Annotated in this window: 27 protein-coding genes; 10 read left to right on the top strand and 17 right to left on the bottom strand. The window is 54.4% G+C overall.

Features of this window, described 5'->3' with window-relative positions:
* Nucleotides 1-214 precede the first annotated feature (214 nt).
* Nucleotides 215-973 (bottom strand): YdiY family protein, encoded by a 759-nt coding sequence (locus QMG44_RS05305; protein WP_025204400.1) that lies wholly within the window; start codon nt 971-973, stop codon nt 215-217.
* A gap of 295 nt (nt 974-1,268) precedes the next feature.
* On the opposite strand from QMG44_RS05305, the gene pfkB reads away from it, so the two are divergent.
* The 3 genes from pfkB to QMG44_RS05290 all read left to right on the top strand — a co-directional run bounded on the left by pfkB (nt 1,269) and on the right by QMG44_RS05290 (nt 3,563).
* The gene (pfkB, locus tag QMG44_RS05300) at nt 1,269-2,201 is read left to right on the top strand and encodes a 6-phosphofructokinase II (RefSeq protein WP_032681207.1); all 933 of its coding nucleotides are present in this window, start codon (nt 1,269-1,271) and stop codon (nt 2,199-2,201) included.
* 105 nt (nt 2,202-2,306) lie between these two features.
* Nucleotides 2,307-2,597 (top strand): type V toxin-antitoxin system endoribonuclease antitoxin GhoS, encoded by a 291-nt coding sequence (gene ghoS, locus QMG44_RS05295; protein ID WP_050736661.1) that lies wholly within the window; start codon nt 2,307-2,309, stop codon nt 2,595-2,597.
* 105 nt (nt 2,598-2,702) lie between these two features.
* Complete coding sequence (locus tag QMG44_RS05290) at nt 2,703-3,563, top strand: fructosamine kinase family protein (RefSeq protein ID WP_014169687.1); 861 nt, start codon at nt 2,703-2,705, stop codon at nt 3,561-3,563.
* A gap of 36 nt (nt 3,564-3,599) precedes the next feature.
* Here the strand turns inward: QMG44_RS05290 and QMG44_RS05285 are convergent, their stop codons facing one another.
* Nucleotides 3,600-4,136 (bottom strand): YniB family protein, encoded by a 537-nt coding sequence (locus QMG44_RS05285; RefSeq protein ID WP_014169686.1) that lies wholly within the window; start codon nt 4,134-4,136, stop codon nt 3,600-3,602.
* Between the two features lie 148 nt (nt 4,137-4,284).
* On the opposite strand from QMG44_RS05285, the gene hxpB reads away from it, so the two are divergent.
* The 4 genes from hxpB to QMG44_RS05265 all read left to right on the top strand — a co-directional run bounded on the left by hxpB (nt 4,285) and on the right by QMG44_RS05265 (nt 8,050).
* The gene (gene hxpB, locus QMG44_RS05280; protein ID WP_086532653.1) at nt 4,285-4,956 is read left to right on the top strand and encodes a hexitol phosphatase HxpB; all 672 of its coding nucleotides are present in this window, start codon (nt 4,285-4,287) and stop codon (nt 4,954-4,956) included.
* Between the two features lie 129 nt (nt 4,957-5,085).
* The gene (gene kduD / locus QMG44_RS05275) at nt 5,086-5,847 is read left to right on the top strand and encodes a 2-dehydro-3-deoxy-D-gluconate 5-dehydrogenase KduD (protein WP_014169683.1); all 762 of its coding nucleotides are present in this window, start codon (nt 5,086-5,088) and stop codon (nt 5,845-5,847) included.
* Between the two features lie 93 nt (nt 5,848-5,940).
* Nucleotides 5,941-6,531, top strand: a complete 591-nt coding sequence (locus tag QMG44_RS05270; protein ID WP_032681210.1) for a metal-dependent hydrolase — start codon at nt 5,941-5,943, stop codon at nt 6,529-6,531.
* Between the two features lie 127 nt (nt 6,532-6,658).
* Nucleotides 6,659-8,050: an L-cystine transporter gene (locus QMG44_RS05265; protein ID WP_086532654.1), complete on the top strand. Its 1,392-nt coding sequence runs from the start codon at nt 6,659-6,661 to the stop codon at nt 8,048-8,050.
* A gap of 48 nt (nt 8,051-8,098) precedes the next feature.
* Here QMG44_RS05265 and cedA read toward each other — a convergent pair whose 3' ends face one another.
* Nucleotides 8,099-8,353 carry a cell division activator CedA gene (cedA, locus tag QMG44_RS05260; RefSeq protein ID WP_071605472.1) on the bottom strand — a complete coding sequence of 85 codons (255 nt, stop codon included), beginning with the start codon at nt 8,351-8,353 and terminating at the stop codon, nt 8,099-8,101.
* Between the two features lie 187 nt (nt 8,354-8,540).
* Here cedA and katE point away from each other — a divergent pair, with 187 nt between their 5' ends.
* Complete coding sequence (gene katE / locus QMG44_RS05255) at nt 8,541-10,790, top strand: catalase HPII (RefSeq protein ID WP_086532655.1); 2,250 nt, start codon at nt 8,541-8,543, stop codon at nt 10,788-10,790.
* A gap of 87 nt (nt 10,791-10,877) precedes the next feature.
* Here the strand turns inward: katE and chbG are convergent, their stop codons facing one another.
* From chbG to osmE, 7 genes are all read right to left on the bottom strand, one after another.
* Nucleotides 10,878-11,636, bottom strand: a complete 759-nt coding sequence (chbG, locus tag QMG44_RS05250; RefSeq protein WP_086532656.1) for a chitin disaccharide deacetylase — start codon at nt 11,634-11,636, stop codon at nt 10,878-10,880.
* 11 nt (nt 11,637-11,647) lie between these two features.
* Nucleotides 11,648-13,003: a 6-phospho-beta-glucosidase gene (locus QMG44_RS05245; protein WP_025204406.1), complete on the bottom strand. Its 1,356-nt coding sequence runs from the start codon at nt 13,001-13,003 to the stop codon at nt 11,648-11,650.
* 110 nt (nt 13,004-13,113) lie between these two features.
* Nucleotides 13,114-13,953 (bottom strand): transcriptional regulator ChbR, encoded by an 840-nt coding sequence (gene chbR / locus QMG44_RS05240; protein ID WP_014169676.1) that lies wholly within the window; start codon nt 13,951-13,953, stop codon nt 13,114-13,116.
* Nucleotides 13,954-13,961: 8 nt separating this feature from the next.
* On the bottom strand, nt 13,962-14,309 hold the full coding sequence (gene chbA / locus QMG44_RS05235) for a PTS N,N'-diacetylchitobiose transporter subunit IIA (RefSeq protein ID WP_047744488.1): 348 nt from the start codon (nt 14,307-14,309) through the stop codon (nt 13,962-13,964).
* A 47-nt stretch (nt 14,310-14,356) separates the two neighbouring features.
* Nucleotides 14,357-15,715: a PTS N,N'-diacetylchitobiose transporter subunit IIC gene (gene chbC, locus QMG44_RS05230; RefSeq protein WP_014169674.1), complete on the bottom strand. Its 1,359-nt coding sequence runs from the start codon at nt 15,713-15,715 to the stop codon at nt 14,357-14,359.
* A gap of 79 nt (nt 15,716-15,794) precedes the next feature.
* Entirely contained in the window at nt 15,795-16,112 is a 318-nt protein-coding gene (gene chbB, locus QMG44_RS05225; RefSeq protein WP_008500676.1) for a PTS N,N'-diacetylchitobiose transporter subunit IIB, read from the bottom strand.
* A gap of 281 nt (nt 16,113-16,393) precedes the next feature.
* Nucleotides 16,394-16,738 carry an osmotically-inducible lipoprotein OsmE gene (gene osmE, locus QMG44_RS05220; RefSeq protein WP_014169673.1) on the bottom strand — a complete coding sequence of 115 codons (345 nt, stop codon included), beginning with the start codon at nt 16,736-16,738 and terminating at the stop codon, nt 16,394-16,396.
* 232 nt (nt 16,739-16,970) lie between these two features.
* Between osmE and nadE the strand changes: the two genes are divergently transcribed.
* Together nadE and cho are read left to right on the top strand one after the other, a co-directional pair.
* A complete protein-coding gene (nadE, locus tag QMG44_RS05215) occupies nt 16,971-17,798 on the top strand; it encodes an ammonia-dependent NAD(+) synthetase (protein ID WP_020884418.1) in 828 nt (275 codons plus the stop codon).
* Between the two features lie 123 nt (nt 17,799-17,921).
* The gene (gene cho / locus QMG44_RS05210) at nt 17,922-18,800 is read left to right on the top strand and encodes an excinuclease Cho (RefSeq protein ID WP_014169671.1); all 879 of its coding nucleotides are present in this window, start codon (nt 17,922-17,924) and stop codon (nt 18,798-18,800) included.
* Here cho and ves read toward each other — a convergent pair.
* The 7 genes from ves to QMG44_RS05175 all read right to left on the bottom strand — a co-directional run bounded on the left by ves (nt 18,778) and on the right by QMG44_RS05175 (nt 26,492).
* Nucleotides 18,778-19,335: an environmental stress-induced protein Ves gene (gene ves / locus QMG44_RS05205; protein WP_020884419.1), complete on the bottom strand. Its 558-nt coding sequence runs from the start codon at nt 19,333-19,335 to the stop codon at nt 18,778-18,780. The genes cho and ves overlap by 23 nt on opposite strands.
* Nucleotides 19,336-19,632: 297 nt before the next feature.
* Nucleotides 19,633-20,130, bottom strand: coding sequence for an ATP-independent periplasmic protein-refolding chaperone Spy (gene spy / locus QMG44_RS05200; RefSeq protein WP_020884420.1), 498 nt, complete (start codon nt 20,128-20,130; stop codon nt 19,633-19,635).
* A gap of 338 nt (nt 20,131-20,468) precedes the next feature.
* Nucleotides 20,469-21,434, bottom strand: coding sequence for a succinylglutamate desuccinylase (gene astE / locus QMG44_RS05195; protein WP_086532657.1), 966 nt, complete (start codon nt 21,432-21,434; stop codon nt 20,469-20,471).
* Nucleotides 21,435-21,444: 10 nt separating this feature from the next.
* Nucleotides 21,445-22,770, bottom strand: coding sequence for an N-succinylarginine dihydrolase (gene astB / locus QMG44_RS05190; protein WP_281853002.1), 1,326 nt, complete (start codon nt 22,768-22,770; stop codon nt 21,445-21,447).
* On the bottom strand, nt 22,757-24,244 hold the full coding sequence (gene astD, locus QMG44_RS05185; RefSeq protein ID WP_281853001.1) for a succinylglutamate-semialdehyde dehydrogenase: 1,488 nt from the start codon (nt 24,242-24,244) through the stop codon (nt 22,757-22,759). The genes astB and astD overlap by 14 nt, the downstream gene beginning before the upstream one ends.
* Nucleotides 24,241-25,275 (bottom strand): arginine N-succinyltransferase, encoded by a 1,035-nt coding sequence (astA, locus tag QMG44_RS05180; protein ID WP_014169664.1) that lies wholly within the window; start codon nt 25,273-25,275, stop codon nt 24,241-24,243. The genes astD and astA overlap by 4 nt, the downstream gene beginning before the upstream one ends.
* Nucleotides 25,272-26,492, bottom strand: coding sequence for an aspartate aminotransferase family protein (locus tag QMG44_RS05175; RefSeq protein ID WP_014169663.1), 1,221 nt, complete (start codon nt 26,490-26,492; stop codon nt 25,272-25,274). The genes astA and QMG44_RS05175 overlap by 4 nt, the downstream gene beginning before the upstream one ends.
* Nucleotides 26,493-26,758: the final 266 nt, after the last annotated feature.

Raw genomic sequence — 26,758 nt, 5'->3', positions numbered from 1 at the left:
TCTGCCCGTGCTAAGAGTGTAGATCCAGATCACACTTTTGCCTAGCCTGTTACGTTATCAATTCGTGTCAAATAAGCCGCAAATTAATGAAAGCGCATTATGAAGAAATTATGGAGATATCAGCAGACCAGATATTTCAAAACAGTGTTTAATATAAAATAGCACAGTTTCAAAAAATAAAAAACGGGCCGATAGCGTAATCGGCCCGAGAATATTACATTTTATAACCCAGTGAAACCGTGGTTCTGCGGTCGGTATGATCCGGAGCAGAATCAGGAGGAGAAGAGTTCCAGGTGACGTTGTAGGCCACTTTCAGGCCAAAGTGTTCGTTGATGGCCACGTTCAGCGCTGTTTCTGAGTTCAGCGTCGTATCGTCGGCACCAAACACAGACACCCCCTGGGTAAATTTGGTGTTGTCAGTCATCTGCCAGGCATAGGTGCCAGAAGCGTAACCGAGCGGTTGAGTTTTGGTTTCGCCGTCGGTGTACTCGTCGTAGCGCACGCCTGGACCGAATTCAAAACGTAAACTGTGTACCGGTCCGTTCAGGAACTGACGACCGTAACCGGCAGTGAACACATCACGCTGGCGATAGCCGTTGTAACGGTCAGTTAACCAGCTGGCCTGACCAAACAGGTAGTCAAAGTCGGTCATGTTGTAACGGCTACGTCCGCCAACCGCATATTTCTCGGAAGAGCGTTCGTCATTCGCGGAGGTGTTACTGGCATTTCCCCACAGAGACCAGGCGGTGGTATTACCGTACCAGGTCAGCGTACTGTCCGCCGTGAGAGAGGAGCTTTTCGTGTTACCGGATTGTGCAAGATAGCCAGCGTTCAGGTTACCTTCAAACGGTTTTTGCGCGGTGGCTGGATCGTCCATGACAGTAAAAACGGAATCATCTGCGGTCGCGTTCATTGCAGCAAACACGCCACCCGCCAGCATCAGTGCAGCGGGTACTGTCTTCAAAAGCTTCATTTTATTAAGGAGTCCGTACAACAAAAAAAGAGACCACACGGTCCCGGAAACTTTCTTGAGGATCAATGACAAGGCGTCCAGAGAAAGGTAACAAATTATAAAAAGCCGCAAATAACATAGCAATGATTTCTTATTTCATTTTTTGAATAAGAACGATCTCAAAAAGCGTTTTATTTTATATAAGCCGCAGCAGACTTTATGTCAGTATTCATATTTAAAATCATACTGTTATTTACATTGCCTTCCTGACAAATGGTGCCAGACTAAAAGGAACCCACGCTAAAAGGAGGTAATGATGGTTTCTATCTACACCCTGACGCTCTCCCCTTCCCTCGACTCCGCCACCCTGACGCCCCAGATTTACCCGGAAGGTAAATTGCGCTGCAGCGCCCCGGTGTTTGAGCCCGGCGGCGGCGGCATTAATGTGGCGCGAGCCATAACGCACCTCGGTGGAAAGGCGACAGCAATTTTCCCCGCAGGCGGCGCGACCGGTGAGCACCTGGTCTCTCTGCTGGCCGATGAACAGGTGGCCTCGCAGACCGTCGAGGCCAAAGACTGGACGCGGCAAAACCTGCATGTGCACGTGGAGTCCAGCGGCGAGCAATACCGTTTCGTCATGCCGGGTGCAAAACTCAGTGAAGATGAGTTTCGTCAGCTTGAAGAGAAGGTGCTGGCCATTGAGAGCGGTGCTCTGCTGGTGATAAGCGGCAGCCTGCCGCCCGGTGTCAGCACGGAAAAACTGACGGCGCTGATTCGGGCCGCGCAGCAACGCGGTATCCGCTGCATTGTCGACAGTAGCGGCGAGGCGCTGCAGGCAGCCCTGACGCCGGGCAATCTTGAGCTGGTTAAACCCAACCAGAAAGAGTTAAGCGCGCTGGTGAACCGCGAGCTGAACCAGCCGGACGATGTCCTCACCGCCGCGCAGGAGCTGGTTCACAGCGGCAAAGCGCGACGGGTTGTGGTCTCCCTTGGCCCGCAGGGTGCCCTGGCCGTGGACGAAACCGGGTCCGTTCAGGTTGTCCCGCCGCCGATGAAAAGCCAGAGTACCGTGGGCGCAGGTGATAGCATGGTTGGAGCGATGACCCTGAAACTGGCCCAGGGTGCTTCATTACTGGAGATGACACGCTACGGCGTCGCAGCGGGTAGCGCTGCCACCATCAACCAGGGCACACGTCTCTGTTCGCTTAGCGACACGCAAAAAATTGTCGATTACCTGTCCCGAAATTAATCCCCCTTTTCCCCTTCTCTGTGAAGGGGAAATACGCGCCATAGTCGCCAAACGCAGCCTATCGACTATGCTAAGAAAACTTCCAAGATAACAATGAGGTGAATTATGAGCAGTGGTGACATCACCCGCTACGTCGTTACCATCAACATTCATCAAGCGTCGCTGACCGAGCTTAATGAGCTCAACAACGCCTTTACCCGGGCTAATTTCCTGCTCACACTCACGGATGACGAGGGCAATATCCATGATTTAGGCACCCTGACGTTTGGCCTGATCAGCGCCCTGAGTAAAGAAGAGGTTCACGCTCTGGCGGCCAGTCTGGTCGAAAGCGTGACCGACAAAGCGGCAGAAATTGATCTTGATACCTGGGAAAACTGGCAGAAAAAAGAACAATAAGTGCCCTGCATGAATTTAAACCGCTCAGGTGTGCGTTAGTTCGTATTTTTTTACCGCAATTATGCGCTAACTTTATGATCTGGCAGACAACATGGGAGAGACAACATGTGGCAGGCTATCAGTCATCTTTTAAGTGAGCAACTGGGTGAAGGTGAAATTGAACTGCGGAACGAACTGCCAGGCGGAGAAATCCACGCCGCATGGCACTTACGCTACGCCGGGCGCGATCTCTTTGTTAAATGCGATGAGCGAGAGCTGCTTCCGATTTTCACCGCCGAAGCCGACCAGCTGGAACTGTTGTCGCGCAGTAAAACGGTGACGGTCCCGCAGGTCTGGGCCGTGGGCAGCGACCGCGACTACAGTTTTCTGGTCATGGAATTTCTTCCTGCCCGCCCGTTAGACGCCCATAACGCCTTCATTCTCGGCCAACAGTTAGCGCGACTGCATCAATGGAGCGACCAGCCGCAGTTTGGTCTCGATTTTGACAACGACCTCTCCACCACCCCACAACCCAATGCCTGGCAACGCCGCTGGTCGACATTCTTTGCTGAGCAACGCATTGGCTGGCAGCTGGAACTGGCTGCGGAGAAAGGTCTGGAGTTTGGCAATATCGATGCCATCGTCGAACACATTCAGCAGCGTCTGGCATCCCACCAGCCTCAGCCGTCTCTGCTGCACGGCGATCTGTGGTCAGATAACTGCGCGCTGGGTCCTGACGGCCCCTATATCTTCGACCCGGCCTGTTACTGGGGCGACAGGGAGTGTGACCTGGCGATGCTGCCACTGCACCCTGAGCAACCGCCGCAAATTTACGACGGGTACCAGTCCGTGCTGCCTCTGCCGCAGGGTTTTCTTGAGCGCCAGCCGGTGTATCAGCTCTACACACTGATGAACCGCGCCATTCTGTTTGGCGGAGAGCATCTGGTCAATGCCCAGAGGGCACTTGAACGTGTGCTTGCCGCGTAATGGCGGGACGGGTGGCTATGTCGCCACCCTTATCGGTTACAGGAATCCCAACAGCGAAAAGAAGAAATAACCCGCCACGATGATAATGACTGGCAGGATATACAGCGGGAAAATTTGCAGGAAAATGGTGTGACGCGGCACAACAATGCGGGACTCAATCTGCTCGCGGCTCATCCCTTCCGGGCCTTTCGCCTGTTCGAGAATCATCTGGTCTTCCACACCTTCGCGTAAAAAGCGCGTCTGACGGCTCATGCGTGCGCCAGAGGCCTGCAACGCCATACCAATAAAAATCAGCGCGTAGATCACCCAAAACCCGAGATTCAACTGCTGATGAAAATTCGGCGTCGGCGAATTGAACCAAAAGACATTCAGAAACGGCGTGTTAAAACGCATCATTTCAATCATGACATGAGCAAAATCAAGCATTACCGCATTAATACCTGGCTGTTTTTCACTGTGATCGTACATAAATTTGAGCACAGAGATCAGCGTCGAAATGACGGCTGGAATAAAAATTACCCAGCCAGCAATACGTTTTAAGACAGCAATGCGTCCAGCTTGTTGATACGTCATCAGTTCCCCTTCATAAAGACGCGTTATTTCTGCCTAAGTCTACCTGCTGACCATCATTTTCGCCCGCTCTTTAAAGGCAATATGCTAAATTGCAGAGTGCACTTAGCATTTATCGTCTGTCGTACACCCTGGATAAGGAGACGTTGTGATGTCGACACCGCGCCAGATTCTTGCCGCAATTTTTGACATGGATGGATTACTGATCGATTCCGAACCGTTGTGGGATCGCGCCGAACTGGACGTTATCGCCAGCCTGGGCGTTGATATCAGCCGCCGTAATGAACTTCCGGATACGCTTGGTCTGCGCATCGATATGGTGGTGGACCTGTGGTATGCCCAGCAGCCGTGGGTGGGACCCGATCGCGACGAAGTGACCGCGCGCATTATCAGCCGCGCCATCTCACTGGTGGAAGAGAGCAAGCCCCTGCTGCCCGGCGTGCGTGAAGCCGTCGCGCTGTGTAAAGCGCAGGGGTTGAGAGTTGGCCTGGCGTCAGCTTCACCGCTGCATATGCTGGAAAAAGTACTGACCATGTTTGAGCTGCGCGACAGCTTCGACGCGCTGGCCTCAGCGGAAACGTTGCCATACAGCAAGCCGCACCCGCAGGTCTACCTCGACTGCGCCGCTAAACTCGGTCTTGATCCTCTCTGCTGCGTCGCGCTGGAAGATTCCGTTAACGGAATGGTGGCCTCGAAGGCCGCGCGCATGCGCTCGATTGTTGTTCCCGCGGAGGAAGGCCGACACGATCCCCGTTTTGCCCTTGCCGACGTGAAGCTGAACTCACTGGTTGAGCTGACGGCGCAGCACCTGCGCGGCGAGTAACCCCCCCTTTCAGGCAGCGTCAGGCTGCCTGCTTTAAAAACAAAACATCGTTTCATTTTGTTTGCTTTTCTTATCCCCCGCTTCTATCCTTAGCGTCAGAATGACAATAACCTTACTTCTGAGGCGCGTATGATACTGGATAACTTCACTCTGTCAGGAAAAGTGGCCATCGTCACCGGATGCGATACCGGTCTGGGACAAGCCATGGCCATTGCGCTGGCGCAGGCGGGATGCGACATCGTGGGTGTTAACCGCAAAGCGCCGGAGGAAACGGCTGCCTGCATTAGCGCACTCGGAAGGCGGTTCAGGGCGATTCGGGCCGACCTCAGTCAGCAGGAGAGTCTTCAGAACGTTGTTGACAGCGCGGTTGCTGAGATGGGGCGAGTCGATATTCTGGTGAACAATGCCGGGACCATACGCCGTGAAGATGCTCTCGCGTTCAGCGAAAAGGACTGGGACGACGTCATCAACCTGAATCTGAAATCGCTTTTTTTCCTCTCCCAGGCCGTGGCTAAACAGTTTATTGCGCAGGGCCAGGGCGGGAAAATCATTAATATCGCCTCGATGCTCTCATTCCAGGGCGGCATCCGCGTGCCCTCTTACACCGCGTCCAAAAGCGGCGTGTTGGGGATCACGCGTCTGCTGGCCAATGAATGGGCGACACACGGCATCAATGTTAATGCCATCGCGCCGGGCTATATGGCGACCAACAACACTCAGCAACTGCGAGATGATCAGCAGCGCAGCCAGGAGATCCTCGACCGGATACCTGCCGGGCGCTGGGGAGTTCCGGAAGACCTGCAGGGACCGGTGGTCTTTTTAGCCTCCGCCGCCTCGGATTACGTGAACGGTCATACGTTAGCCGTCGACGGGGGCTGGCTGGCGCGCTAGGCGCGTTTGTGACATACAGTTACACCGTCACCTCTTTCGTCTACTGTATAAAAACCCTATACTGTATGAATTGACAGTTTTGTGGGTTTTATCATGACGGCGGAAGGCCATCTGCTTTTTTCCATTGCGTGCGCAGTTTTTGCCAAAAACGCTGAACTTACCCCTGTGCTCGCACAGGGGGACTGGTGGCATATTGTCCCGTCCGCCGTGCTGACCTGTCTGCTGCCCGATATCGACCATCCAAAGTCATTCCTGGGACAGCGGCTAAAGTGGATATCAAAACCCATCGCCCGCGCGTTTGGTCACCGTGGGTTTACCCACAGCCTGCTGGCCGTATTCGGCCTGCTCACCCTTTTCTATTTAAAAGTCCCTGATAGCTGGATAGTGCCCGCCGATGCTATCCAGGGAATGGTGCTGGGTTATTTAAGCCATATCCTTGCCGATATGCTGACGCCTGCGGGCGTGCCGCTGCTCTGGCCATGCCGCTGGCGTTTCCGTTTGCCCATTCTTGCGCCGCAGAAAGGTAATCAGCTTGAGCGTGTGTTGTGTATGGCGCTCTTTGCCTACGCCGTCTGGATGCCGCAAACCTTGCCCGAAAACAGTGCAGTGCGCTGGTCATCCCAGATGATCAATTCGCTGCAATTTCAGTTTAATCGGTTCATTAATCACCAGATTGAACACTAAGCACACAAATTATTTCCATTTGTCATAACCCATTCCATTTGGATATAAGCGCCACATCACACTTCTGATAACCTTGCGCCAACAGGATCGGTAAAAACCGACCGTATAATAAATCAGGAGAACGGGGATGAATTTTCCACTCATCGCGAACATTGTGGTGTTCGTTGTATTGCTATTGCTTCTCGCGCAGGCGCGCCACAAACAGTGGAGCCTCGCGAAGAAAGTGCTGGTTGGTCTGGCCATGGGTGTCGTGTTTGGTCTGGCGTTGCAGGCTATTTACGGCTCCGATAATCCAGTTTTGAAAGATTCTATTCAGTGGTTCAACATCGTCGGTAACGGCTATGTCCAGCTGCTGCAGATGATCGTTATGCCGCTGGTGTTTGCCTCTATTCTGAGCGCCGTTGCCCGTCTGCATAACGCCACCCAGTTGGGTAAAATCAGCTTCCTGACCATCGGTACACTGCTGTTTACCACGCTGATTGCAGCTCTGGTCGGTGTGCTGGTCACCAACCTGTTCGGGCTGACCGCAGAAGGTCTGGTCCAGGGTACGGCTGAAACGGCGCGTCTTACCGCGATTCAGACCAACTACGTGGGTAAAGTCGCTGACCTGACGGTGCCACAGATGGTGCTTTCTTTCGTGCCGAAGAACCCGTTTGCTGACCTGACCGGTGCCAACCCAACCTCCATTATCAGCGTGGTGATCTTTGCGGCCTTCCTCGGTGTGGCGGCGCTGAAGCTGCTGAAAGACGATGCGCCGAAAGGCGAGCGCGTGCTGGTGGCTATCGATACCCTGCAAAGCTGGGTAATGAAGCTGGTCCGTCTGGTGATGCAGTTGACCCCTTACGGTGTTCTGGCGCTGATGACCAAAGTGGTTGCCGGCTCTAACCTGCAGGACATCATTAAGCTGGGTAGCTTCGTCGTCGCCTCTTATCTGGGCCTGGGCATTATGTTCGTGGTGCACGGTATCCTGCTGGGCGTCAATGGCGTTAGCCCGCTGAAATACTTCCGTAAAGTGTGGCCGGTACTGACCTTTGCGTTCACCAGCCGTTCCAGCGCCGCGTCTATTCCGCTGAACGTTGAAGCGCAGACCCGTCGTCTGGGCGTACCGGAATCTATTGCCAGCTTCTCTGCCTCCTTTGGTGCCACCATTGGTCAGAACGGTTGCGCAGGTCTCTACCCTGCAATGCTGGCGGTAATGGTTGCTCCGACCGTGGGTATTAACCCACTGGATCCCGTTTGGATTGCCACGCTGGTCGGGATTGTTACCATCAGCTCCGCAGGCGTTGCGGGTGTTGGCGGTGGCGCAACCTTCGCCGCGCTGATTGTCCTGCCGGCCCTGGGTCTGCCGGTGACGCTGGTTGCCCTGCTGATCTCCGTTGAGCCGCTGATCGACATGGGTCGTACTGCGCTGAACGTGAGCGGTTCCATGACCGCCGGTACGTTGACCAGCCAGTGGCTGAAGCAGACCGATAAAACCATTCTGGAAAGTGAAGACGACGCTGAACTGGCGCACCGTTAATCACGGATGAATAAAAAAAACCGCCTGATGGCGGTTTTTTTTTGGCTGTTATTCTTCAATCTCTTCATCCTGGCGGACCTGGTTCGCCCATCGCTGGGCCGACTCCGGCCCCGAAAACGCGGGCGAACGGCGGAAGTGTTCTCCCATCAGAACAAACGCTACGTATTTACCGCGCAGTTGCCAGACATCACGAAAACCATCCACCTTCAGGGCGTGTTCGGGCGGCGCGGGTTCGACGCGGGGCACGTAGCTAATGACAGGGCGGTTTTGTTGACGAAAAGGTTTCATAAGCGACGGGTTCACTAAAGCACATTCTGGAAGCAGGAAAATTCTATGATAGCCGATCCTCCCCCCACGCGTCGCGCCCTGCATCGCTCTGATAGCGCATTCCTTAACCAGGTCATCTGAAAACTCTTAGTTCGCCCGCCCTTTCGCCACATTGTTCTATAGTTAACAAGGTTTTTAGCAATGGATAAAGGAGAAGCGTGCAATGTCGAACAAAGATAAAACACATCAATCACCCATTCATGGCACTGAAGAATCTCAACCAGGCATGGACTCTCTGGCCCCAGCGGATGGCTCTCACCGCCCATCCCCCGGCCCTTCCGCACCTGGCGAACAGCCTACCGCGCCGGGAAGTATGAAATCCCCGGATACCGGAAACGAGAAGCTGAAATCCCTTGAGTCCCACCGTAAAGGCGGCGAAGGTTTTGCACTTACCACCAACCAGGGCGTGCGCATTGCTGACGATCAGAACTCGCTGCGTGCGGGAACGCGCGGACCGACCCTGCTGGAAGACTTTATTCTGCGGGAAAAAATCACCCATTTTGACCATGAACGTATACCTGAGCGCATCGTTCACGCGCGTGGCTCCGCGGCACACGGCTACTTCCAGCCCTACAAAAGCCTCAAAGAGATAACCAAAGCGGATTTCCTTTCCGATCCGGACAAAATCACACCGGTCTTTGTCCGCTTTTCAACCGTACAGGGCGGCGCGGGTTCGGCAGATACCGTGCGTGATATCCGCGGCTTCGCCACCAAGTTTTATACCGAAGAGGGTATTTTCGATCTCGTCGGTAATAACACCCCGGTGTTCTTCATTCAGGATGCGCATAAATTTCCTGACTTTGTCCATGCGGTAAAACCGGAGCCCCACTGGGCCATACCGCAGGGACAAAGTGCGCATGACACCTTCTGGGATTATGTCTCACTGCAACCAGAAACGTTACACAACGTGATGTGGGCGATGTCAGACCGGGGCATTCCGCGCAGCTACCGCACGATGGAAGGGTTTGGTATTCATACCTTCAGGATGATCAACGCGGACGGGAAAGCCACATTCGTACGCTTCCACTGGAAGCCTGTGGCGGGCAAAGCCTCGCTGGTGTGGGATGAAGCCCAGAAGCTGACCGGGCGCGATCCGGACTTCCACCGTCGTGAGCTGTGGGAGTCGATTGAAGCCGGTGACTTCCCGGAATATGAACTGGGGTTACAGCTGATCCCGGAAGAGGATGAGTTTAACTTCGATTTCGACCTTCTCGACCCGACAAAGCTGATCCCAGAGGAACTGGTGCCGGTTCAGCTGGTGGGTAAAATGGTGCTCAACCGTAACCCGGACAATTTCTTTGCCGAAAATGAGCAGGTCGCGTTCCACCCGGGGCATATCGTTCCGGGGCTGGATTTCACGAACGATCCCCTCCTGCAGGGGCGGTTGTTCTCCTATACCGATACGCAGATCAGTCGCCTTGGCGGGCCCAACTTCCACGAAATTCCGATTAACCGTCCAACCTGCCCGTACCACAATTTCCAGCGCGACGGGATGCATCGCCAGGATATCGATACCAATCCGGCTAACTATGAGCCGAACTCCATCAACGATAACTGGCCGCGCGAAACGCCGCCGGGACCGAAACGCGGTGGTTTTGAGTCATACCAGGAGCGCATCGATGGCAATAAAATCCGCGAGCGTAGCCCGTCATTCGGCGAATATTATGCCCAACCTCGCCTGTTCTGGAACAGCCAGACGCCGATCGAGCAACAGCACATTATCGGCGGCTTTAGCTTTGAACTGAGCAAAGTGGTGCGGACTTACATCCGCGAGCGCGTGGTCGATCAGCTCGCCCATATCGATATTCAGCTTGCCCAGAGCGTGGCGGATAACCTTGGCATTACGCTGACGGACGAGCAACGCAATGCGGCCCCACCGAAAGACGTTAACGGACTGAAGAAAGATCCGTCCCTGAGTCTGTATGCGGTGCCGGGTGGCTCGATAAAAGGCCGGGTAGTGGCCATTCTGCTGAATGACAAAACCCGTGCCAGCGACGTGCTGGGGATTATGCAGGCGCTGAAAACCAAAGGCGTTAACGCCAAACTGCTCTATTCCCGCATGGGGGAAGTGACCGCCGACGACGGTTCAGTGCTGCCGGTTGCGGCCACCTTTGCCGGAGCACCATCGCTCACCGTTGATGCGGTGATTGTGCCGTGCGGCGACATCGACAGTCTGCTGAACAATGGCGATGCGATTTATTATCTGCTGGAAGCCTATAAACACCTGAAGCCGATCGCCCTGTCCGGCGATGCGCGACAGTTTAAAGCGCACCTGAAGGTGGCTGAGCAAGGTGAAGATGGTATTGTCGAAGGCGATAGCGTCGATGATGCGTTTATGACGAAGCTGTTCGATCTGCTCGCAGCGCACCGTGTGTGGTCACGCAGCAGTAAGATTGATCGTATACCGGCATAAAAGAAAAGCCGGGTCTGGCTTTGCCCGACCCGGCGCTGATTGACATCGTTTACTCAGCCCGGCAGGCACCGCGCCTCCGGGCTATTTTCATACATCCTCAAAGGTGCCCAGACGGTACCCACGCTCGGCAATGGCGTATTTCAGCGATGCCGACGTCAGCACATCCAGTTCCGCCAGTCGCGGCCAGCAGTAGGCACTTTTACGCACAATGTTATCGACAAACGCAGGGTGTGCCATCACTTCCAGCGACCGTTCCCCGCGCGCGGCGGACTCATCCAGCACCTGCAGAAACAGCGCTTCGCTAATCTCGTCGCCGTAGAACGCGCTACTGAACCCGTCCGTTGTGGGCACAGAAGACAATGACAGCCCGTGCAGCGCCTGCACCTCACGATCCACGCGCATTGCCACGCCTTTGCGCTGTGCAAATTCCGCCACTGACGGGAAAAGTGCCGGGATCATATGCACGTGATGATGGCTGTCAATATGCGTGGGTTCACGGCCAAAGAGATCGACGAAACGGTTGAACTGACAGTCCAGCTCGCGGGTAATCTCCTCGAGCGGCAGCGTGCCCTGCTCTGCCTGCTCCCAAATCCATTTGCCCAGCTGTCCGTCCCGCGTCAATCCTGGCATCGGTGAAAGCGGCATCCCGAGCGTCAATACAAAGTGCATGCCGACGCCCAGCGCTGGCACCTCGCGGCTGAGATGCGCCGCGTGTTCAACCGCGTCACCATTAACCAGTGCCGTTGTTGAGGTCACCACACCCCGGCGGCAGGCTTCAATAATGCCGTAGTTTTGACCTTTTGAGAGACCAAAATCATCAGCATTGACGATCAGCAGGTTTTCCATCACACATCCTCTCAGTGCTGTTTGAATTTCAGCTTCTCAATCGTGGCGGCAAAATTAGGCAACCATTTTTCATGCGCCAGAATCATTTCGCTGGCCAGTTGCTCGGCATCGCGATCGGAATGGACCAGCGGGCTGAGATTGAGCGCCAGAAGAACGTCATTGAGTTCACCGCTCAGCGCCGCGTTGCTGGCTGCCACTTCAAACCCTTTGATGGTGTGGATCAACCCCATCACTTTGTCGTCAAAGTGGGTAATCCGTGGATGCGGCCTGGCGCCATCACGTCCCAGAATGCAGGTCATCTCAACGGCCCAGTCAGCCGGGATGTTGTCGATATGGCCGTGATGCGGCACATTGACGTAGTGCTCAGCCTGCTTGTCGTTGTAAATGGCGTTGATCACTTCACACGCCGCATCGGAATAATACGCTCCGCCGCGCAGCTCAAGCTCTTTCGGTTTCACGTTCAGGTTCGGATCTTTATACAAATCAAACAGCTGCTTTTCAACTTTCTGCACCACCTGAGCGCGTGCGCCACCCTTATAGTACTCACCCATCTCGATGGCCAGCATCTCTTTCTGTTTGAAGTAGTAAAGCAGGTATGAGCAAGGCAGCAGATTAAGCGAGCGGATCAGCCCTTCGCTGAACGGCAGGTCAAAGATGTTTTTCACTGACGCAGCGGTCAGGCGTCCGGAGGCTACGCCGTCAAGCAGTTCGCTAAAGCGAGACTGACCATTCACGATGACATCTTTGATAAACACCATGTGGTTCAGGCCAAAGAGATCGATAGAAAGATCGTCGGTATCGGTCAACTCCAGCACATCGCTGATGAACATCTTCATGCCAATCGGAATATTACAGACGCCGATAAAGCGTTTGAAACCGGTGTGGCGATAGACCGCCTCGGTCACCATCCCGGCCGGGTTGGTGAAGTTAATCACCCACGCGTTGGGGCAGATCGCTTCCACATCGTTGATGATGTCAAAAATGACCGGAATGGTACGCAGCCCCTTGAACAGGCCGCCCGCGCCGTTGGTCTCCTGCCCCAGATAGCCGTGGCTCAGTGGAATACGTTCATCCATTTCACGCGCTTTGAGCTGGCCGACGCGCAGCTGAGTCGTCACGAAGTCGGCATCCTGCAGCGCCAGGCGACGGTCGAGGGTTTTATGCACGGTCAATGGCACACCGGCTTTCGCGACCATCCGCTTGCAGAGCTCAAAAATGATATTCAGTTTCTCCTGACCTTCCTCAACGTCCACCAGCCATAATTCGCTGACCGGTAATTCATGATAACGTTTCAGGAAACCTTCGAGTAATTCCGGGGTATAACTGCTGCCGCCGCCAATGGTTACGACTTTTAATTTCTTCTGCATAATATCTCCCTTAGCATATCAGGTTAATCGCCTGCAAGGTGTAGCGTACTCTTCCCGCTCTGTGGGCAAGCAATCAAGGCAATATTTGTGGCGGGTAAATCCGCCGAAATTTAATTAATTACCGTCAGGTTCTTCCGGTAACTGTTCGGTGTGAACGAAGTTAATTTCTTAAAGGTCTTAATAAACAAGCTGGGGCTACTGTAGCCTGACTCATAAGCAATATCGGTAACCGAGTAGTTGGTTATTTCCAGCTGTTTTTTAGCAAAATTAATGCGGATTTCATTAATAATTTGCACTGGCGTTTTACGATAATAACGCTGAGTTGCTCGGGTCAGATATTCCTGTGATTTACCGGACAAAGCGACCATATTTTCCAGCGCATTTTCGCTGAATTGCCCTTTATCGTGCATCAGTTCAACCGTACTGCGCAGCCACTGCGGAATATCATCGCTTACCTGCTGCTCTTCACGATGATGGCGCAGACGGTTCATCACATAAAACGTCACCGTTTCAATAAACTCATCAAATTCATTCTCGCGAAAGTTAAGCGAGGCGATAACCGTTTCAATCCAGGTCATGAATTCGTTTTTGATGCGATAGACCTGCGAGGCCACAAAGCAGAACGGCACCAGCGGCAGATAGTGTTTCTCAAAGAAGCGTCTGCTGACACCTACGTTAAGAATGCGGGTTGCACCAAATTCATAAAAGCTCTGGTGATGGGACCCCATCGGCAGGAAGACGAAATCTCCCCGCTCAAGCAGGACGCGCTTGCCGTTGATTTCCTGGTAGTAGCGACCGGTCAGAACAATCGTGAACTCATAGTAGTCATGCTGATGCAGACCGCTCGCGCTCTCCGTCTTGTTGTAAATAATCACGTGAAAATTTTTGCCATTAAACAGTTGCTGTTCAAGTGCGGTTTTTATTTCCATCGCGCTGACCTCCTGCTGCAAATTCTGCCTTACTGCATCTTCTCGTGAAGCTCAATTAACTCGGCCACCAGTTCACGTGCCAGCATCGACGTCATCAGATGATCCTGCGCATGCACCAGCACCAGACTGACCTTCATCTTGCCTTCACCCTGGTCGCTTTCGATAAGCTTTGTCTGCACCAGGTGCGCTTCGTTCAGCGCCGAACGGGACTGTTCCATCATGGTCTTTGCGGCTGCGAAATCACCCTGCTTGGCCTGTTTGAGCGCGGCATACGCCAGGCTACGCGCCTGCCCGGAATTGATGATAAGCCCCATCACCACCTCTTCCAGATCGTTCTCTGCGGTTTCTTCTGCGACAATACTGTCCAAATCTAACATTTTTAAGCTCCTTTTGGCTGGCGCGGGTTGCCCCGCGCCGTGCAATTTTAGAATTTCAGTGCGAGGGCGATATCCTCTTCGCTCTCTTCTTCATCGATAACGGTTGCAGCTTTGTTTGCTATCGCCACGAATGGCATATAGAGCAGTGTTGCAATCCCGAGGTTGAATATCGCCAGCAGGAAGGCAGCCACGCTACCGTTGGTGTTGAAGAACGCCCCCAGACCCGCCGGCATGGTCCACGGCGCAATGTTGGTGACGGGCGGGATAATGCCCAAGTAATAGGCCGTCAGGGTAATGGCCGCCAGCAGTGGCTGAACCAGAATGAACGGAATGAACATCACCGGGTTCATGATGATTGGCAGACCAAACAGAATCGGCTCGTTAATCTGGAAGATGCCTGACGGCAGCGCCAGCTTCGCAACCTGACGATGGTCAGCGCGACGAGAAACAATAAAGACCGCGATGATCAGACCCAGCGTCGCCCCGGTACCCCCCAGGAAGATATAAGAGTCAAGCATCGGCTTCGCCCACACATGGAAGGTTTTACCGGCTGCCAGCGCCGCGTCAACGGAGCCGTACTGCTGGTAAAGTGCAACGTTTTCCAGTGCCCATGGGGTCATGATACCGCTGTCGAGCGCCGCCAGTGCCAGTGAACCATGCACGCCAAAGAACCACAGCAGGGAGGTGAAAATCACATACGCCCAACCGACCACGCTACCCATTGACGCCAGCGGCGTTGAGATAGAGTCCATGATGATCTGGTGGAAGTTAGTGCCCCAATGAGAGAGCGCCCAGGCGATAATCCCCATGATGGAGAGAATAATGAAGCCTGGAATCAACGCGGAAAATGAACGAGAAACGGACGCCGGCACGCTATCCGGTAAACGGATAACCCAGTTGCGACGAATAATAAAGGTGAACATCTCCGCAACCACCAGACCGATAACGATACCGGAGATGATATTAGCGCCCCCCAGCCAGTTGGCCCCTACGGCATAGGCCTCACCGACGCTGTATGGCGTCACGGTCATAAAGGCGGCAATGGATAATAAACCTGCGGCCAGCGGATCCACTTTCCGCTCTTCCGCCAGTGCCATGCCAATAAAGAAAGGTGCCATCAGCGACATAATACCTAACGTACCGTTATATACATTGCCGCCGATGGCTTTTAAACCATTAAGGGTTTCAATTGTGGAAGCGTCTAATCGAATTCCTAATGAATAAAAAAAGGAACCTTCACCAAAGCTCAGAAAAACGTTGTTAATTAAAACGAACATTGCCCCAGCCAGCGTCAACGGCATTAATCTAATAAAACCGTTTTTGATGGCATTAACGTGAGGCTGCTTTCCTATTTTAACAGCAAAAGGAAGGAGTACCTTTTCAAGTGAAGCGATGACTTTACTCATAGGAAAATACCCTTAAATGCCGCAACGCAGGTTACGGCGTATTGTGTGTGAAATAACTCTTTGACGGGAAAAATAAAAATTAATTAGCAGCTTTTTTAATTGCTGCAACAGCAGCTTTCAATACACCTAAACCATCAATCTTGCCGTACAATCCCGAATCGATCACTTCGACCGGTTTATTGGGTAACAGACGTTGAATTTCGGGCAACATATAGGCAATTTGCGGCCCCAGTAAAACGACGTCGGCTGTCTGGCCCTTTTCGCCCGCCAGCGTCTCCGGAAACGCTTCGATTACCACCGGGACTTCATACTTCTCAGCCTGAGCACGCATCTTTGACACCAGAAGCGAGGTTGACATGCCTGCTGAGCAGAACAGATAGATATGTTTCTTTTCCATAGTAACTTCCCTCTCGTATGACTACCTGCCATCGCGCTATCACTCGACTCGCTATCCTGGCAGACAGGTAGTTTGCTTACTGTTGTTTGTCGTTGGAGTGAGTATACGCAATGGTACAGACAGGAGATAATTCTGCACAGGGGCAAATTGTCTCTCATTGACCTGGCGTGTTGACTACCTTCACATTTCAGGCAAATAATTCGCGAGAAGAAATAAGATTTACGTATGTATAAAAAAACCGGCCCAACGGCCGGTTTGTTAACATACTCAGGCAAGAAGGGTTACTGCGCCTTAGGTGCCTGCGGATCGGTATCGTATTCAGTACAGGTCTGGTAACCGGAGTTGATCACATGACCGGTCTCATCCAACGCAACGAAGTAGGTCTCTGCCTTACCATCACGTTGACCCAGGATATAGGTCTGGCAGGTACCGCGTGCATGAATCATTGTCACTTCAGAAGAAGGCTTGCCGGCAATCGCAGCCACCTGCGAACGGGTCATGCCTTTTTTGACATCTTTCACTACGGGCTGTGTAAACTGATCTTTGGTGCGGTCGTAGGCCGTACACCCTGCCAGCATAGTCAGTACCGCCGCTGCGCTAAGAATTCCTGCTACGTTCTTGTTCATATTCCGTCCTCTTGTTTATCAGCGTGTTATCTAAGCATGGAATAAAAAGTACTATTGTTCAACTTTGTGAATTCCGCCAGACGAATTTCGGAAAATTCTAATAAAACAACGATAACCTGCTAAATCGCCGCAATTTAGCGCACTCGAAACTGTGATCCTTGTCGTTTCTCGTTCAAAGGGTTAGTTTTAACAGCTAACACAATCTGTTTATGTTCTGCATATGGAGGGCGTGATGGCTCTGCAACAAGAGATTATTCAGGCGCTGGGCGCGAAGCCCGCGGTAGACGCACAAGAAGAGATCCGCCGCAGCGTGGATTTTTTAAAGTCTTATTTAAAAACTCACTCGTTCCTGAAATCCCTGGTGCTGGGCATCAGCGGCGGTCAGGACTCTACCCTGGCCGGTAAACTCTGCCAGATGGCAATTTCAGAGCTCCGCGAAGAGACGGGTGATGACGCGCTGCAGTTTATTGCCGTGCGTCTTCCCTATGGCGTGCAGGCCGATGAACAGGATTGCCAGGATGCCATCGCCTTCATCCAGCCCGATCGCGTACTCACCGTCAATATCAAAGGATCGGTGCTGGCCAGCGAGCAGGCGCTTCGCGAAGCAGGCATTGAGTTGAGCGATTTTGTCCGCGGCAATGAAAAAGCCCGTGAACGTATGAAAGCGCAATACAGCATTGCCGGTATGACCAAAGGCGTTGTGGTCGGTACCGATCATGCGGCAGAAGCCATCACGGGTTTCTTCACCAAGTATGGCGACGGCGGTACCGATATTAACCCGCTCTTCCGTCTGAACAAACGTCAGGGTAAGCAGCTGCTTGCCGCGCTGGGTTGCCCGGAGCACCTTTACAAGAAAGCGCCAACGGCAGATCTGGAAGACGATCGCCCCTCCCTGCCGGATGAAGCGGCCCTGGGTGTCACCTATGACAATATTGATGATTATCTGGAAGGCAAAAAACTGGATGAAGGTACCGCGAAGATCATTGAAAGCTGGTATCTGAAAACCGAGCACAAGCGTCGCCCACCGATCACCGTGTTCGATGATTTCTGGAAAAAGTGACACTCTGGCACCCTCTCTCTGGGGAGGGGGTGTTCGCCCGCACCGTCCGTTGCGCCATCCGGCTCTTTTTTAACCAAACCGGCTCTGCTACACTGTATGCCTGAACAGTATATGGAGTAGTATGTGAGCAGGCGTCAATCCGCCCCGCGTCTTGAGTTTGAAGCGGCGGCTATCTACGAATATCCCGAACATCTTCGCCCCTGGCTTGAGGAACTGCCTAAACAGCCGGGCGTGTATATCTTTCACGGTGAGAGTGACACCCTTCCGCTCTACATTGGCAAAAGCGTAAATATTCGCAGCCGGGTCATGTCTCATCTGCGCACGCCAGACGAGGCGGCAATGCTGCGCCAGTCGCGACGCATCACCTGGTTTCGTACCGCCGGAGAGATGGGCGCGCTCTTACTGGAAGCCCGTCTGATCAAAGAGCAACAGCCGCTGTTCAATAAGCGTCTGCGCCGCAACCGGCAGCTCTGCTCCCTGCAGATAAACGCCGGTAAGCCGCAGGTTGTCTACGCACGCGAAGTCGATTTTTCTCACGCCCCCAATCTCTACGGGCTGTTCGCTAACAAACGGGCGGCTCTGCAGGCTCTGCAAACGCTGGCCGATGAATTACAGCTGTGCTACAGCCTGCTAGGCCTCGAAGCAACCACCCGCGGGCGTGCCTGTTTCCGCTCAGCGTTAAAGCGCTGCGCAGGGGCCTGCTGCGGGAAAGAAAGCATTGAGGAACACCACGCCCGGCTCCTCGCAGGGCTGGCGGCGCTTAGCGTTAACTGCTGGCCGTGGGAGGGTGCCGTTGCGCTAAAAGAAGTCGGTGACGCGATGACCCAGTATCACATCATCAACAACTGGCTCTGGCTGGGTGCTGTTGACGATGTAAACGATGCGGCAACCTTGCTGCGCACACCCGCCGGTTTCGACCACGATGGCTACAAAATTCTCTGCAAGCCCGTGTTAACCGGCAAGTATGAGGTCATTGAGCTTAGTGCCCCGGCAGCCAGTTAATTTCGCTGAATAATAAGGTGCCCTGAGCCTCCAGCAGGCGGAGAGTATGGACGCCCTCCTCCCAGCTGGCGCCCTGATCGGCCGTCAGCAACTTATCGCCAAGCTGCCACGCCCCGCTTAACACGAACGCGACGCCCCCGCGGGAGCCGAACGTGGTAAAGGTGCGGTCAGCGACACGCACTTTCGCCTGACAACGGTCACGTCGGGTCATGATGTTGAAATCCATCGACATCCGTCCTTCGGAAAGCAGCGCTTTCACCGGCTGATCGCCGGAAAAATGGTATGGCTGATGATGTTTCAGGGTATGGCAGAACGCCTGACCGGCATCCAGCGTTACCTCACCCCCTTCAAGCAAGGTAATCACCCGATCGACACCGGGAAAAGAGGAGAATTCGCCATTGCTGGCGATGGTCGCGATACTGGCACGCCAGTAAAAATCGCGCGTTGCGGGCGGAAAACAACAAATTTCCCGCGTTTCGCCTGCGCCATTGCGCCAGAGGCTGACCGGCATCTTACGGATATCAAAGAACTCCATCACCACTCCTGAAAGGCACAACCTGTGCCAGGGCAAGGATATCGCTATCGTTGCTGTCTTGTTTGTTATCGTTGGGTTTTCACAGACACAGTATCGGCAGCAGAGCGGGCAGGCCTTAGCGGAACGTTAATAAAAATTATAACGCCATGACTCTGCAAACATTCTCTGAAGCGACTACAGGAGAATACCGCTCTGGCGGCGGCAGACAAGAGGGCAGGAAAGAAAAACCGCCGGTCCTGTCCACAGCGTTAGCGCTTTTGTGGACAGGATCCCGGCGGTCTTAAGATGTTGAACCGATTATTCGGTTGGTGCTGGCATTTTACCTTCCATTGCTGGACGTTCTGTCAGACGCTTCTCAAAATTGGCATTAAATTGTTTTTTCTGTTCCGGCGTCAGAATGTTGTAGATCTTGTTCTGGGTTTCCATATGCGCCAGCATGCGGGCTTTATGCTGCTCAGCCATTTTGTCGATCTGCGCTTCGGCTTTTGCTTTATCGAAGCTGTCGCTGGCGATGATGTCATGCATCGCGCGGCGTTCGTCCAGTGACGGACGTTTCATCTGGTCGCGCTGGCTTTTCATGATGTCGCGGACCTGCTGTTTCTGTGCATCCGTCAGGTTCAGATCTTTAAACATCATCATCTCGTGGTGCATACCCGGCTTGCCTTTATGATGCATCATCATTTTGCCTTCGACAGGCGCGGCAGTGGTGGTGGTCGCGGTATCTGCAGCGAACGCCATGCTGGTAGCGCCCAGAGCCAGGGTAGAAGCAACAAACAGTGCAGTAAACTTACGCATAATTTATTTCCTTACTTTCAGTTATTCTTCGGCGCTATGCCGTGTTGACGAGATTAACTTTACGGGGTTTATCGTCAATTAATCAGAGCAACAGTAAAACAATGAAAGTGTAAAAAACAAATTATCGCCAAATGTGGAGGAATTAAGGATAAAGGATGGAGAGTTGCAACGAAAATATTCAAGATGATGATTTTCAAAGCAATTTAAAAAAGTATAGCGAAGTGAAGACCAATAATAAAGCAATTCACCAGGAATATTCTGCAATAGTTGTCATTGCGCTTTAATCGCTAAGAAAAATATTTTGACGTTCCCCTCTCAGGCAATGAGAGGGGAGATGTTCAGGACACTTTTTCCAGCATCAGTCCGGCGCGCAGGCCAAACGCTACCGATGGATTAGGGAACAGAACATATTCAGTGGTTTTCTGCACCTCGTAGCGCTCGTCGCCATCTTCCGCCAGCAGAACGCCTTTGCGAAAGGGGGTGAAGTTCAGCGTGTGGGCGGCCATATGCAGCCGGAAGGCCTCGCTGCGGCGAGTGATCTGCTGTACGACCCGATAGCGCACGACAGTCTGTTGCGTTGGCTCGGGTGCCAATCCTCCAAGCAGCGCGCGAAGCGCAAGATGCGTTGGCGCGAAGCGCGTGAGATCGTTCTGGCCAAACGGTAGCGCTTTTCCCAGCTCCAGCGTGCAGGCCAGCGCGCCGAAATGCTCACAGGTGAAATGGGTAAATGTGCCCCCCGGCGACTGATGAAACACCAGAGCCTCCAGCCCGGCGTCGCCCAGCCAGCTCAGAAACGCCTCATCCCATGGCTGGTTACGCTGGGGCAGAACACCAAAGCGCACATGATAAGAGGCGCGAATTGCCGTATGCAGGTCGAGATGCCAGCGCACGGGACCGGCCACGGCGAAAAATGTGGCAACCACGTGCTCAAGCCACTGCGCCCGCGACGTTTCATCGCCCGGCACAAATTGTGACCAGCGGCCGCCAAACATGCGGTTAAGGTCGCTCTCAAGATAACGTTTGTTTTGCGCCAGCGCAGGCGGGTTGCCAAGCACCACCAGCAGACGGCACTGCAGGGTGATATCTCCCCGATACAACGCGCGCAGCAGCAGGTCGACAATTTCAACCGGCGCGGTTTCATTGCCATGGATGCCGGTTGAAAGCAGCAGCGATAACTCACTCTTCGCGGCCGGTGTCAGTTCAAGGACGCCGCGACCCAACCACCGCCAGTGAAATGAGGGGCCCTCCCCCTCACGCTCTTCGGGGGTTTCATCGGCCAGTGTCAACGCCAGTAAATTTTCCATAGCCACTCCTTTAGCGCTGGAACGGATAAACCGATCCCAACTGCAGGATTGTTGTTAACGCGTCCAGTGCCTCACGCCCTTCACGCAGTAGCTGAGGGTCGACCAGATCGGCCTGCGTTAATCTGTCACGATAGTAGCGGTCCACCCAGTCATTCAGGGAGTTAAAAAGCGTCTCATTCATCATCACGGCTGGATTAACAGCCTGCATTTCGTTCTGCGTCAGCACTACGCGCAGGCGTAAACAGGCCGGACCGCCACCGTTGGCCATGCTTTCGCGCAGGTCAAAGACGCGCAGTTCATCGATCGGGTTATCGGCTTTCACCAGTTCAGACAGATAACGCCACACCCCTTTATGGTCCTGCGACTCTTGCGGCAGCACCAGCATCATGCTGCCGTCCTCACGGCTCAACAGCTGGCTATTAAAGAGGTAAGTTTCAACCGCGTCCTGCACGCTGACCGCCTGGGTCGGCACCTGAATCGGCATAAACCCCGGCACCCGCTCATGCAGCGTAGCGAGCAGCTTCTCCTGATGGGCAAACGCCTGCTCATGGCAGAACAGCACCTGGCGGTTAGAGACGGCAATGACGTCATTGTGGAAAACCCCCTGGTCAATCACCTGCGGGTTCTGCTGAGCAAAAATCACCTGTGAGGGATTCACCTGGTTCAGCCGCGCGACGGCCTGGCTTGCCGCCAGCGTCTGGCGGGCGGGATAACGGACAGGCGCCGAATGGCCGCCCTCTTCTCGCCCGTAAATGAACAGCTGTACGCCGGGATCGCCATAATCCCCCCCAAGACGGTTATGGTTTGCCGCTCCTTCATCCCCGAACATGGCCACCTGTGGCAACGCCTGATGGACCTCAAAGTGAGCCTCATCACGGAAAATCGCACGCAGAACGCGCTCGGTCGTCTCCGCTTCGGTAGCACGATGGAATTTGTTATTCAGGTTCGCCACCGTTAAATGTACTTTGCCATCCAGCGTATCGGCCGACGGTGCAACGGTAGCAGCGTTTGCCACCCACATCGACGAGGCAGAGCTCGCCGCTGAAAGCAGGTGCGGCGTCTGCGTACCCGCTTTTTCGATAACCTGCTCATCGCTGCCGCTAAAGCCGAGCTGACGTAACACCGCCACGTTCGGACGCTCCTGCGGCGGGATCACCGCCTGCGGGAAACCGGCATCCGACAAGGCTTTCATTTTCAGCAGCCCCTGCTTCGCTGCCAGTTTCGGGTTAGAGACATGAAAACGGTGCTTCGTCGAGGCTTCATTACCAAATGAGAGGCCGGCATAGTGGTGCGTTAGCCCCACCAGCCCGTCAAAGTTGACTTCACGCGCTTTCATGACGATCCCCCTGAGTAAAATCCAGCCCCGGACTCAGCGTTTCCGGCAGCGTCAGCGCAGGCGTTTCCAGGCTCGCCATCGGCCACGCGCAGTAATCTGCGGCATACCATGCGCTGGCGCGGTGGTTACCCGAAGCGCCTACCCCGCCAAACGGTGCCGTACTCGCCGCACCGGTAAGCGGTTTATTCCAGTTCACAATCCCGGCGCGTGCTTCGAGCAGCAGCTGATCAAATTTCTCACGATGCGGGGAAATCAGACCGCTCGACAGTCCATAGCGGGTGTGATTGGCCATCTCAATGGCGCTGTCAAAATCGTCATAACGCCAGACGCAGAGCAGCGGGCCAAAGACCTCTTCATCCGGCACGTTGCGTGCGCCACTCATCTCAACAATGCCCGGCGTCAGGAGCGATGTTCCGGGCTTGATTTGCTTTGGTTCAAGCAGGGTTTTCGCCCCGCGCGCCACGTGATCCTGCCAGGCTTTCAGCACGTTCAGCGCGGCCTGCTCGGAAATCAGCCCCCCAATAAACGGCTGTGGGTCGGCATCCCACTGCGCAGGTACCAGACGTGCGCTGATTTCCACCAGCCGCGCGAGGAAGGCATCGCCCTGTGCACCCCGTTTCACCAGCAGACGACGCGCGCAGGTGCAGCGCTGTCCGGCGGTAATAAACGCTGACTGGAGGGTCAAATGCACCGCCGCGTCGATATCATCAGGATCTTCAACGATCAGCGGGTTGTTACCGCCCATCTCCAGCGCGAGAATTTTTTCCGGCTGCCCCGCCAGCTGGCGATGCAGTTGGTAGCCTGTTCCGGCGCTGCCGGTAAACAGCAGGCCGTCGATATCACTCAACGCACTCAGCGCCTGGCCGGTTTCACGTCCCCCCTGCACCAGGTTGAGCACCCCGTGCGGCAGACCAGCCTGTTCCCAGAGCTTCACCACCGCTTCACCGGTCAGTGGCGTTAACTCACTCGGCTTGAAAATCACGCTATTGCCCGCCAGCAGCGCGGGCACGATATGCCCGTTCGGCAGATGCCCCGGGAAGTTATAGGGGCCAAATACCGCCAGCACGCCGTGCGGACGGTGGCGCAGCGTGGCCGCGCCGTCAGGCATATCGGTATGTTGCTCGCCGGTACGGGTATGGTACGCCTTCACCGAAATGGCGATTTTATTGATCATCGCCGTCACTTCCGTGGCCGCCTCCCAGCGCGGCTTGCTGGTTTCCTGAGCGATAACGCGCGTCAATTCGGCTTTATTGGCCTCCAGCAGTGATGCAAATTTCTCGACTATTCCCTGACGTACGGAGAACGGTTGTTTCGCCCATCCCGGGAAAGCGCGACGGGCAGCGTGACAGGCCTGTTCGACCTGTCCGGCGCTGGCGTCATTTCCCTTCCAGAGCACTTCTTGTCCGACCGGATTGGTCTTTATGCGCGGCTCGCCTTCGCCCGTGACCCAGTCACCGTTGATCCATAAAGTCATGCTGTTTTCTCCTCAGGGCAGAGACGCACCAGGCGAACCGTGTCGCCGGCGTTACATTTCAGGGCATCCAGTTGCGCGGCCGTCAGCACCAGACGTTCACTTTTCGGGTTGGTTCGCACCAGCATGGCGCGGAAATTGTTGTACTGCTCGTTAGCCACCAGACATGCCGGCCACTCACCCGGTGCAGGCTGGCCTTCGGAAACCTCAACCAGCCGGCTTTTACGGATCGCACGCACGCGGTCGATATCGCACTCCAGGGTGGGTCCGCCGTCAAAGATGTCCACATAGTTACGGTAGCGGAAACCCTCTTTTTCCAGCACCGCCCGGGCCGGCGCGGTTTGCGGGTGCACTTCGCCAATCACCGCCTGCGCCTGTGGGCTTAAGAAATGGGTATAGATGGGATGTTTCGGCATCAGTTCGGCGATAAACGCTTTCTGCCCGGTGCCGCACAGATAGTCCGCCCGGCTGAACTCCATCGAGAAGAAGCGCTCGCCGAGGCTCTCCCAGAAAGGTGAATAGCCGGTGTCGTCGATCACGCCGCGCATCTCGGCGACGACCTTTTCGTTAAAACGATCGCGGAACGCGGCCATAAACATGAAGCGCGACTTGGAGAGCAGATAACCGTTGCCCTCTTTCCGCCACGCAGGATCGAGGAACAGCGTGCAAAGCTCGCTGGCTCCCGTGTGGTCATTACAGAGAAAAAGCGTGGGCAGCGCGTTATAGACGTTCAGCTCTTTTGAGGCGTGAACCATCGTACCGACACGGTAGTTGTACCACGGGTCGTTAAGCCCGACGGCCACTTCGATTGCGCAAATGCCGGCCACGGTACCGGTGTCGGTATCTTCGAGAACGAACACATAACCCTGTTCGCTTTTTGGCAACGTCCCCTGCCAGGTTTGCAGGGCGCGCTCAATGCGCGCCGACAGCGTTTTTTCATCGGCAGGAAGCGAGGTCAGCCCGCCTCCCGTCTTACCGGCAAGCTGCATGAGCCCGGCAATATCGCCGCGCTCAACGGGACGGATGACCATCATGATGACACCCCGGACTTCACATGTTCACAGGCCAGTGCAAAACGGTCTAAACCGGTTCTCACCTCTTCCTCGCTGACAATCAGCGCAGGGGCAAAACGCACCACGTTGGCACCGGCAATCAGTACCATCACGCCCATTTTTGCCGCTTCCTGTGAAATAAGTTTAGCTTTTCCGGCAAACTCAGGTGTGAGTTCGCAGCCAATTAACAGACCCAGACCGCGGATCTCTTTAAACAGTCCCGTCTTGCTGTTGATGGCGTTCAGGCGCTCAACAAACCAGTCATGACGTTGTTTAACGCCCTTGAGCACTTCCGGCGTGTTAATGATGTCGAGAACCTGTCCGGCCACGGCGGTAGCCAGCGGGTTACCCCCGTATGTTGTACCATGCGTACCCACGGTCATTACGCTGGCGAATTTATCGGTGGTCAGCATGGCGCCAATCGGGAAGCCGCCGCCCAGCGCTTTCGCCGTAGAGAGCACGTCCGGCGTTACGCCGTAGTGCATATAGGCATACAGCTCACCGGTACGCCCCACACCCGTCTGGACTTCATCGAAAATCAGCACCGCGTGATGACGATCGCACAGCTCACGCAGCCCCTGCAGGAACGCTTTTTGCGCCGGAAGGACCCCGCCCTCACCCTGCATAGGTTCGACGATCACCGCACAGGTGGTGTCGTTGATAAGCTCACTGGCGGACTGCAGATCGTTATACACGCCGTGACGAATATCCGGCGGCAGTGGCGCAAAATCCTGCGAGTATGACGGCTGACCGCCAGCGCTGACGGTAAAGAGCGTGCGGCCGTGGAACGCGTTTTTAAACGCCACAATGCCGCTCTTATGAACGCCGAATTTATCGTGTGCATATTTGCGCGCCAGCTTCAGGGCAGCTTCGTTTGCTTCCGCACCTGAGTTACAGAAAAAGACTTTTTCGGCAAACGTTGCGTCGATCAGTTTTTTCGCCAGTCGCAGAGCGGGCTCGTTGGTAAAACCGTTACCGGTATGCCAGAACTTCGCCGCCTGGTCGTTTAACGCCTGACGCAGTGCCGGGTGCGCGTGACCCAGCGCGTTTACCGCAATCCCGCCTGCAAAGTCGATATACTCTTTGCCCTGTTGATCCCACAGGCGTGAGCCTTCCCCCCGTACCGGAATAAAAGCCGCCGGAGCGTAAACCGGCATCATCCATTCATCGAAATTTTCACGCGTAATTGACAGAGACATAGCGACCTCATCCGGTAAATAAAAGGTTATTTAGATGTTAAATAATTGAGTGTTTGCACTGTGAATGTAGATTGCAGCCTTCGTGCCAGCCAGCGATAAAAATGCATAAACGGGTTAGGGTTACAGAATATCAATAAGTTACGATATGGAGTTATTCACTGTTATTGCATAAAAAGTGAATATTTTTACGACAAGCGGCGCTTTGCCGCACGAAAATAAGAAAGAGTATGCAGAAGCCAAATATAATTCTGGAATTGTGATCGCTC

Origin of the sequence: Enterobacter sp. 200527-13, assembly GCF_027924865.1 — a bacterium.
In the GTDB taxonomy this organism is placed as follows: domain Bacteria; phylum Pseudomonadota; class Gammaproteobacteria; order Enterobacterales; family Enterobacteriaceae; genus Enterobacter; species Enterobacter ludwigii.
The sequence above is the reverse complement of the archived record's forward strand: the minus strand, read 5'-3'. Positions and strand labels throughout refer to the sequence as shown.

What these genes read in the sequence shown, in the direction of transcription:
- QMG44_RS05305 (WP_025204400.1), bottom strand. Translation starts at nt 973, where the DNA reads ATGAAGCTTTTGAAGACAGTACCCGCTGCACTGATGCTGGCGGGTGGC.
- pfkB (WP_032681207.1), top strand. Translation starts at nt 1,269, where the DNA reads ATGGTTTCTATCTACACCCTGACGCTCTCCCCTTCCCTCGACTCCGCC.
- ghoS (WP_050736661.1), top strand. Translation starts at nt 2,307, where the DNA reads ATGAGCAGTGGTGACATCACCCGCTACGTCGTTACCATCAACATTCAT.
- QMG44_RS05290 (WP_014169687.1), top strand. Translation starts at nt 2,703, where the DNA reads ATGTGGCAGGCTATCAGTCATCTTTTAAGTGAGCAACTGGGTGAAGGT.
- QMG44_RS05285 (WP_014169686.1), bottom strand. Translation starts at nt 4,136, where the DNA reads ATGACGTATCAACAAGCTGGACGCATTGCTGTCTTAAAACGTATTGCT.
- hxpB (WP_086532653.1), top strand. Translation starts at nt 4,285, where the DNA reads ATGTCGACACCGCGCCAGATTCTTGCCGCAATTTTTGACATGGATGGA.
- kduD (WP_014169683.1), top strand. Translation starts at nt 5,086, where the DNA reads ATGATACTGGATAACTTCACTCTGTCAGGAAAAGTGGCCATCGTCACC.
- QMG44_RS05270 (WP_032681210.1), top strand. Translation starts at nt 5,941, where the DNA reads ATGACGGCGGAAGGCCATCTGCTTTTTTCCATTGCGTGCGCAGTTTTT.
- QMG44_RS05265 (WP_086532654.1), top strand. Translation starts at nt 6,659, where the DNA reads ATGAATTTTCCACTCATCGCGAACATTGTGGTGTTCGTTGTATTGCTA.
- katE (WP_086532655.1), top strand. Translation starts at nt 8,541, where the DNA reads ATGTCGAACAAAGATAAAACACATCAATCACCCATTCATGGCACTGAA.
- chbG (WP_086532656.1), bottom strand. Translation starts at nt 11,636, where the DNA reads ATGGAAAACCTGCTGATCGTCAATGCTGATGATTTTGGTCTCTCAAAA.
- QMG44_RS05245 (WP_025204406.1), bottom strand. Translation starts at nt 13,003, where the DNA reads ATGCAGAAGAAATTAAAAGTCGTAACCATTGGCGGCGGCAGCAGTTAT.
- chbA (WP_047744488.1), bottom strand. Translation starts at nt 14,309, where the DNA reads ATGTTAGATTTGGACAGTATTGTCGCAGAAGAAACCGCAGAGAACGAT.
- chbC (WP_014169674.1), bottom strand. Translation starts at nt 15,715, where the DNA reads ATGAGTAAAGTCATCGCTTCACTTGAAAAGGTACTCCTTCCTTTTGCT.
- chbB (WP_008500676.1), bottom strand. Translation starts at nt 16,112, where the DNA reads ATGGAAAAGAAACATATCTATCTGTTCTGCTCAGCAGGCATGTCAACC.
- osmE (WP_014169673.1), bottom strand. Translation starts at nt 16,738, where the DNA reads ATGAACAAGAACGTAGCAGGAATTCTTAGCGCAGCGGCGGTACTGACT.
- nadE (WP_020884418.1), top strand. Translation starts at nt 16,971, where the DNA reads ATGGCTCTGCAACAAGAGATTATTCAGGCGCTGGGCGCGAAGCCCGCG.
- ves (WP_020884419.1), bottom strand. Translation starts at nt 19,335, where the DNA reads ATGGAGTTCTTTGATATCCGTAAGATGCCGGTCAGCCTCTGGCGCAAT.
- spy (WP_020884420.1), bottom strand. Translation starts at nt 20,130, where the DNA reads ATGCGTAAGTTTACTGCACTGTTTGTTGCTTCTACCCTGGCTCTGGGC.
- astE (WP_086532657.1), bottom strand. Translation starts at nt 21,434, where the DNA reads ATGGAAAATTTACTGGCGTTGACACTGGCCGATGAAACCCCCGAAGAG.
- astB (WP_281853002.1), bottom strand. Translation starts at nt 22,770, where the DNA reads ATGAAAGCGCGTGAAGTCAACTTTGACGGGCTGGTGGGGCTAACGCAC.
- astD (WP_281853001.1), bottom strand. Translation starts at nt 24,244, where the DNA reads ATGACTTTATGGATCAACGGTGACTGGGTCACGGGCGAAGGCGAGCCG.
- astA (WP_014169664.1), bottom strand. Translation starts at nt 25,275, where the DNA reads ATGATGGTCATCCGTCCCGTTGAGCGCGGCGATATTGCCGGGCTCATG.
- QMG44_RS05175 (WP_014169663.1), bottom strand. Translation starts at nt 26,492, where the DNA reads ATGTCTCTGTCAATTACGCGTGAAAATTTCGATGAATGGATGATGCCG.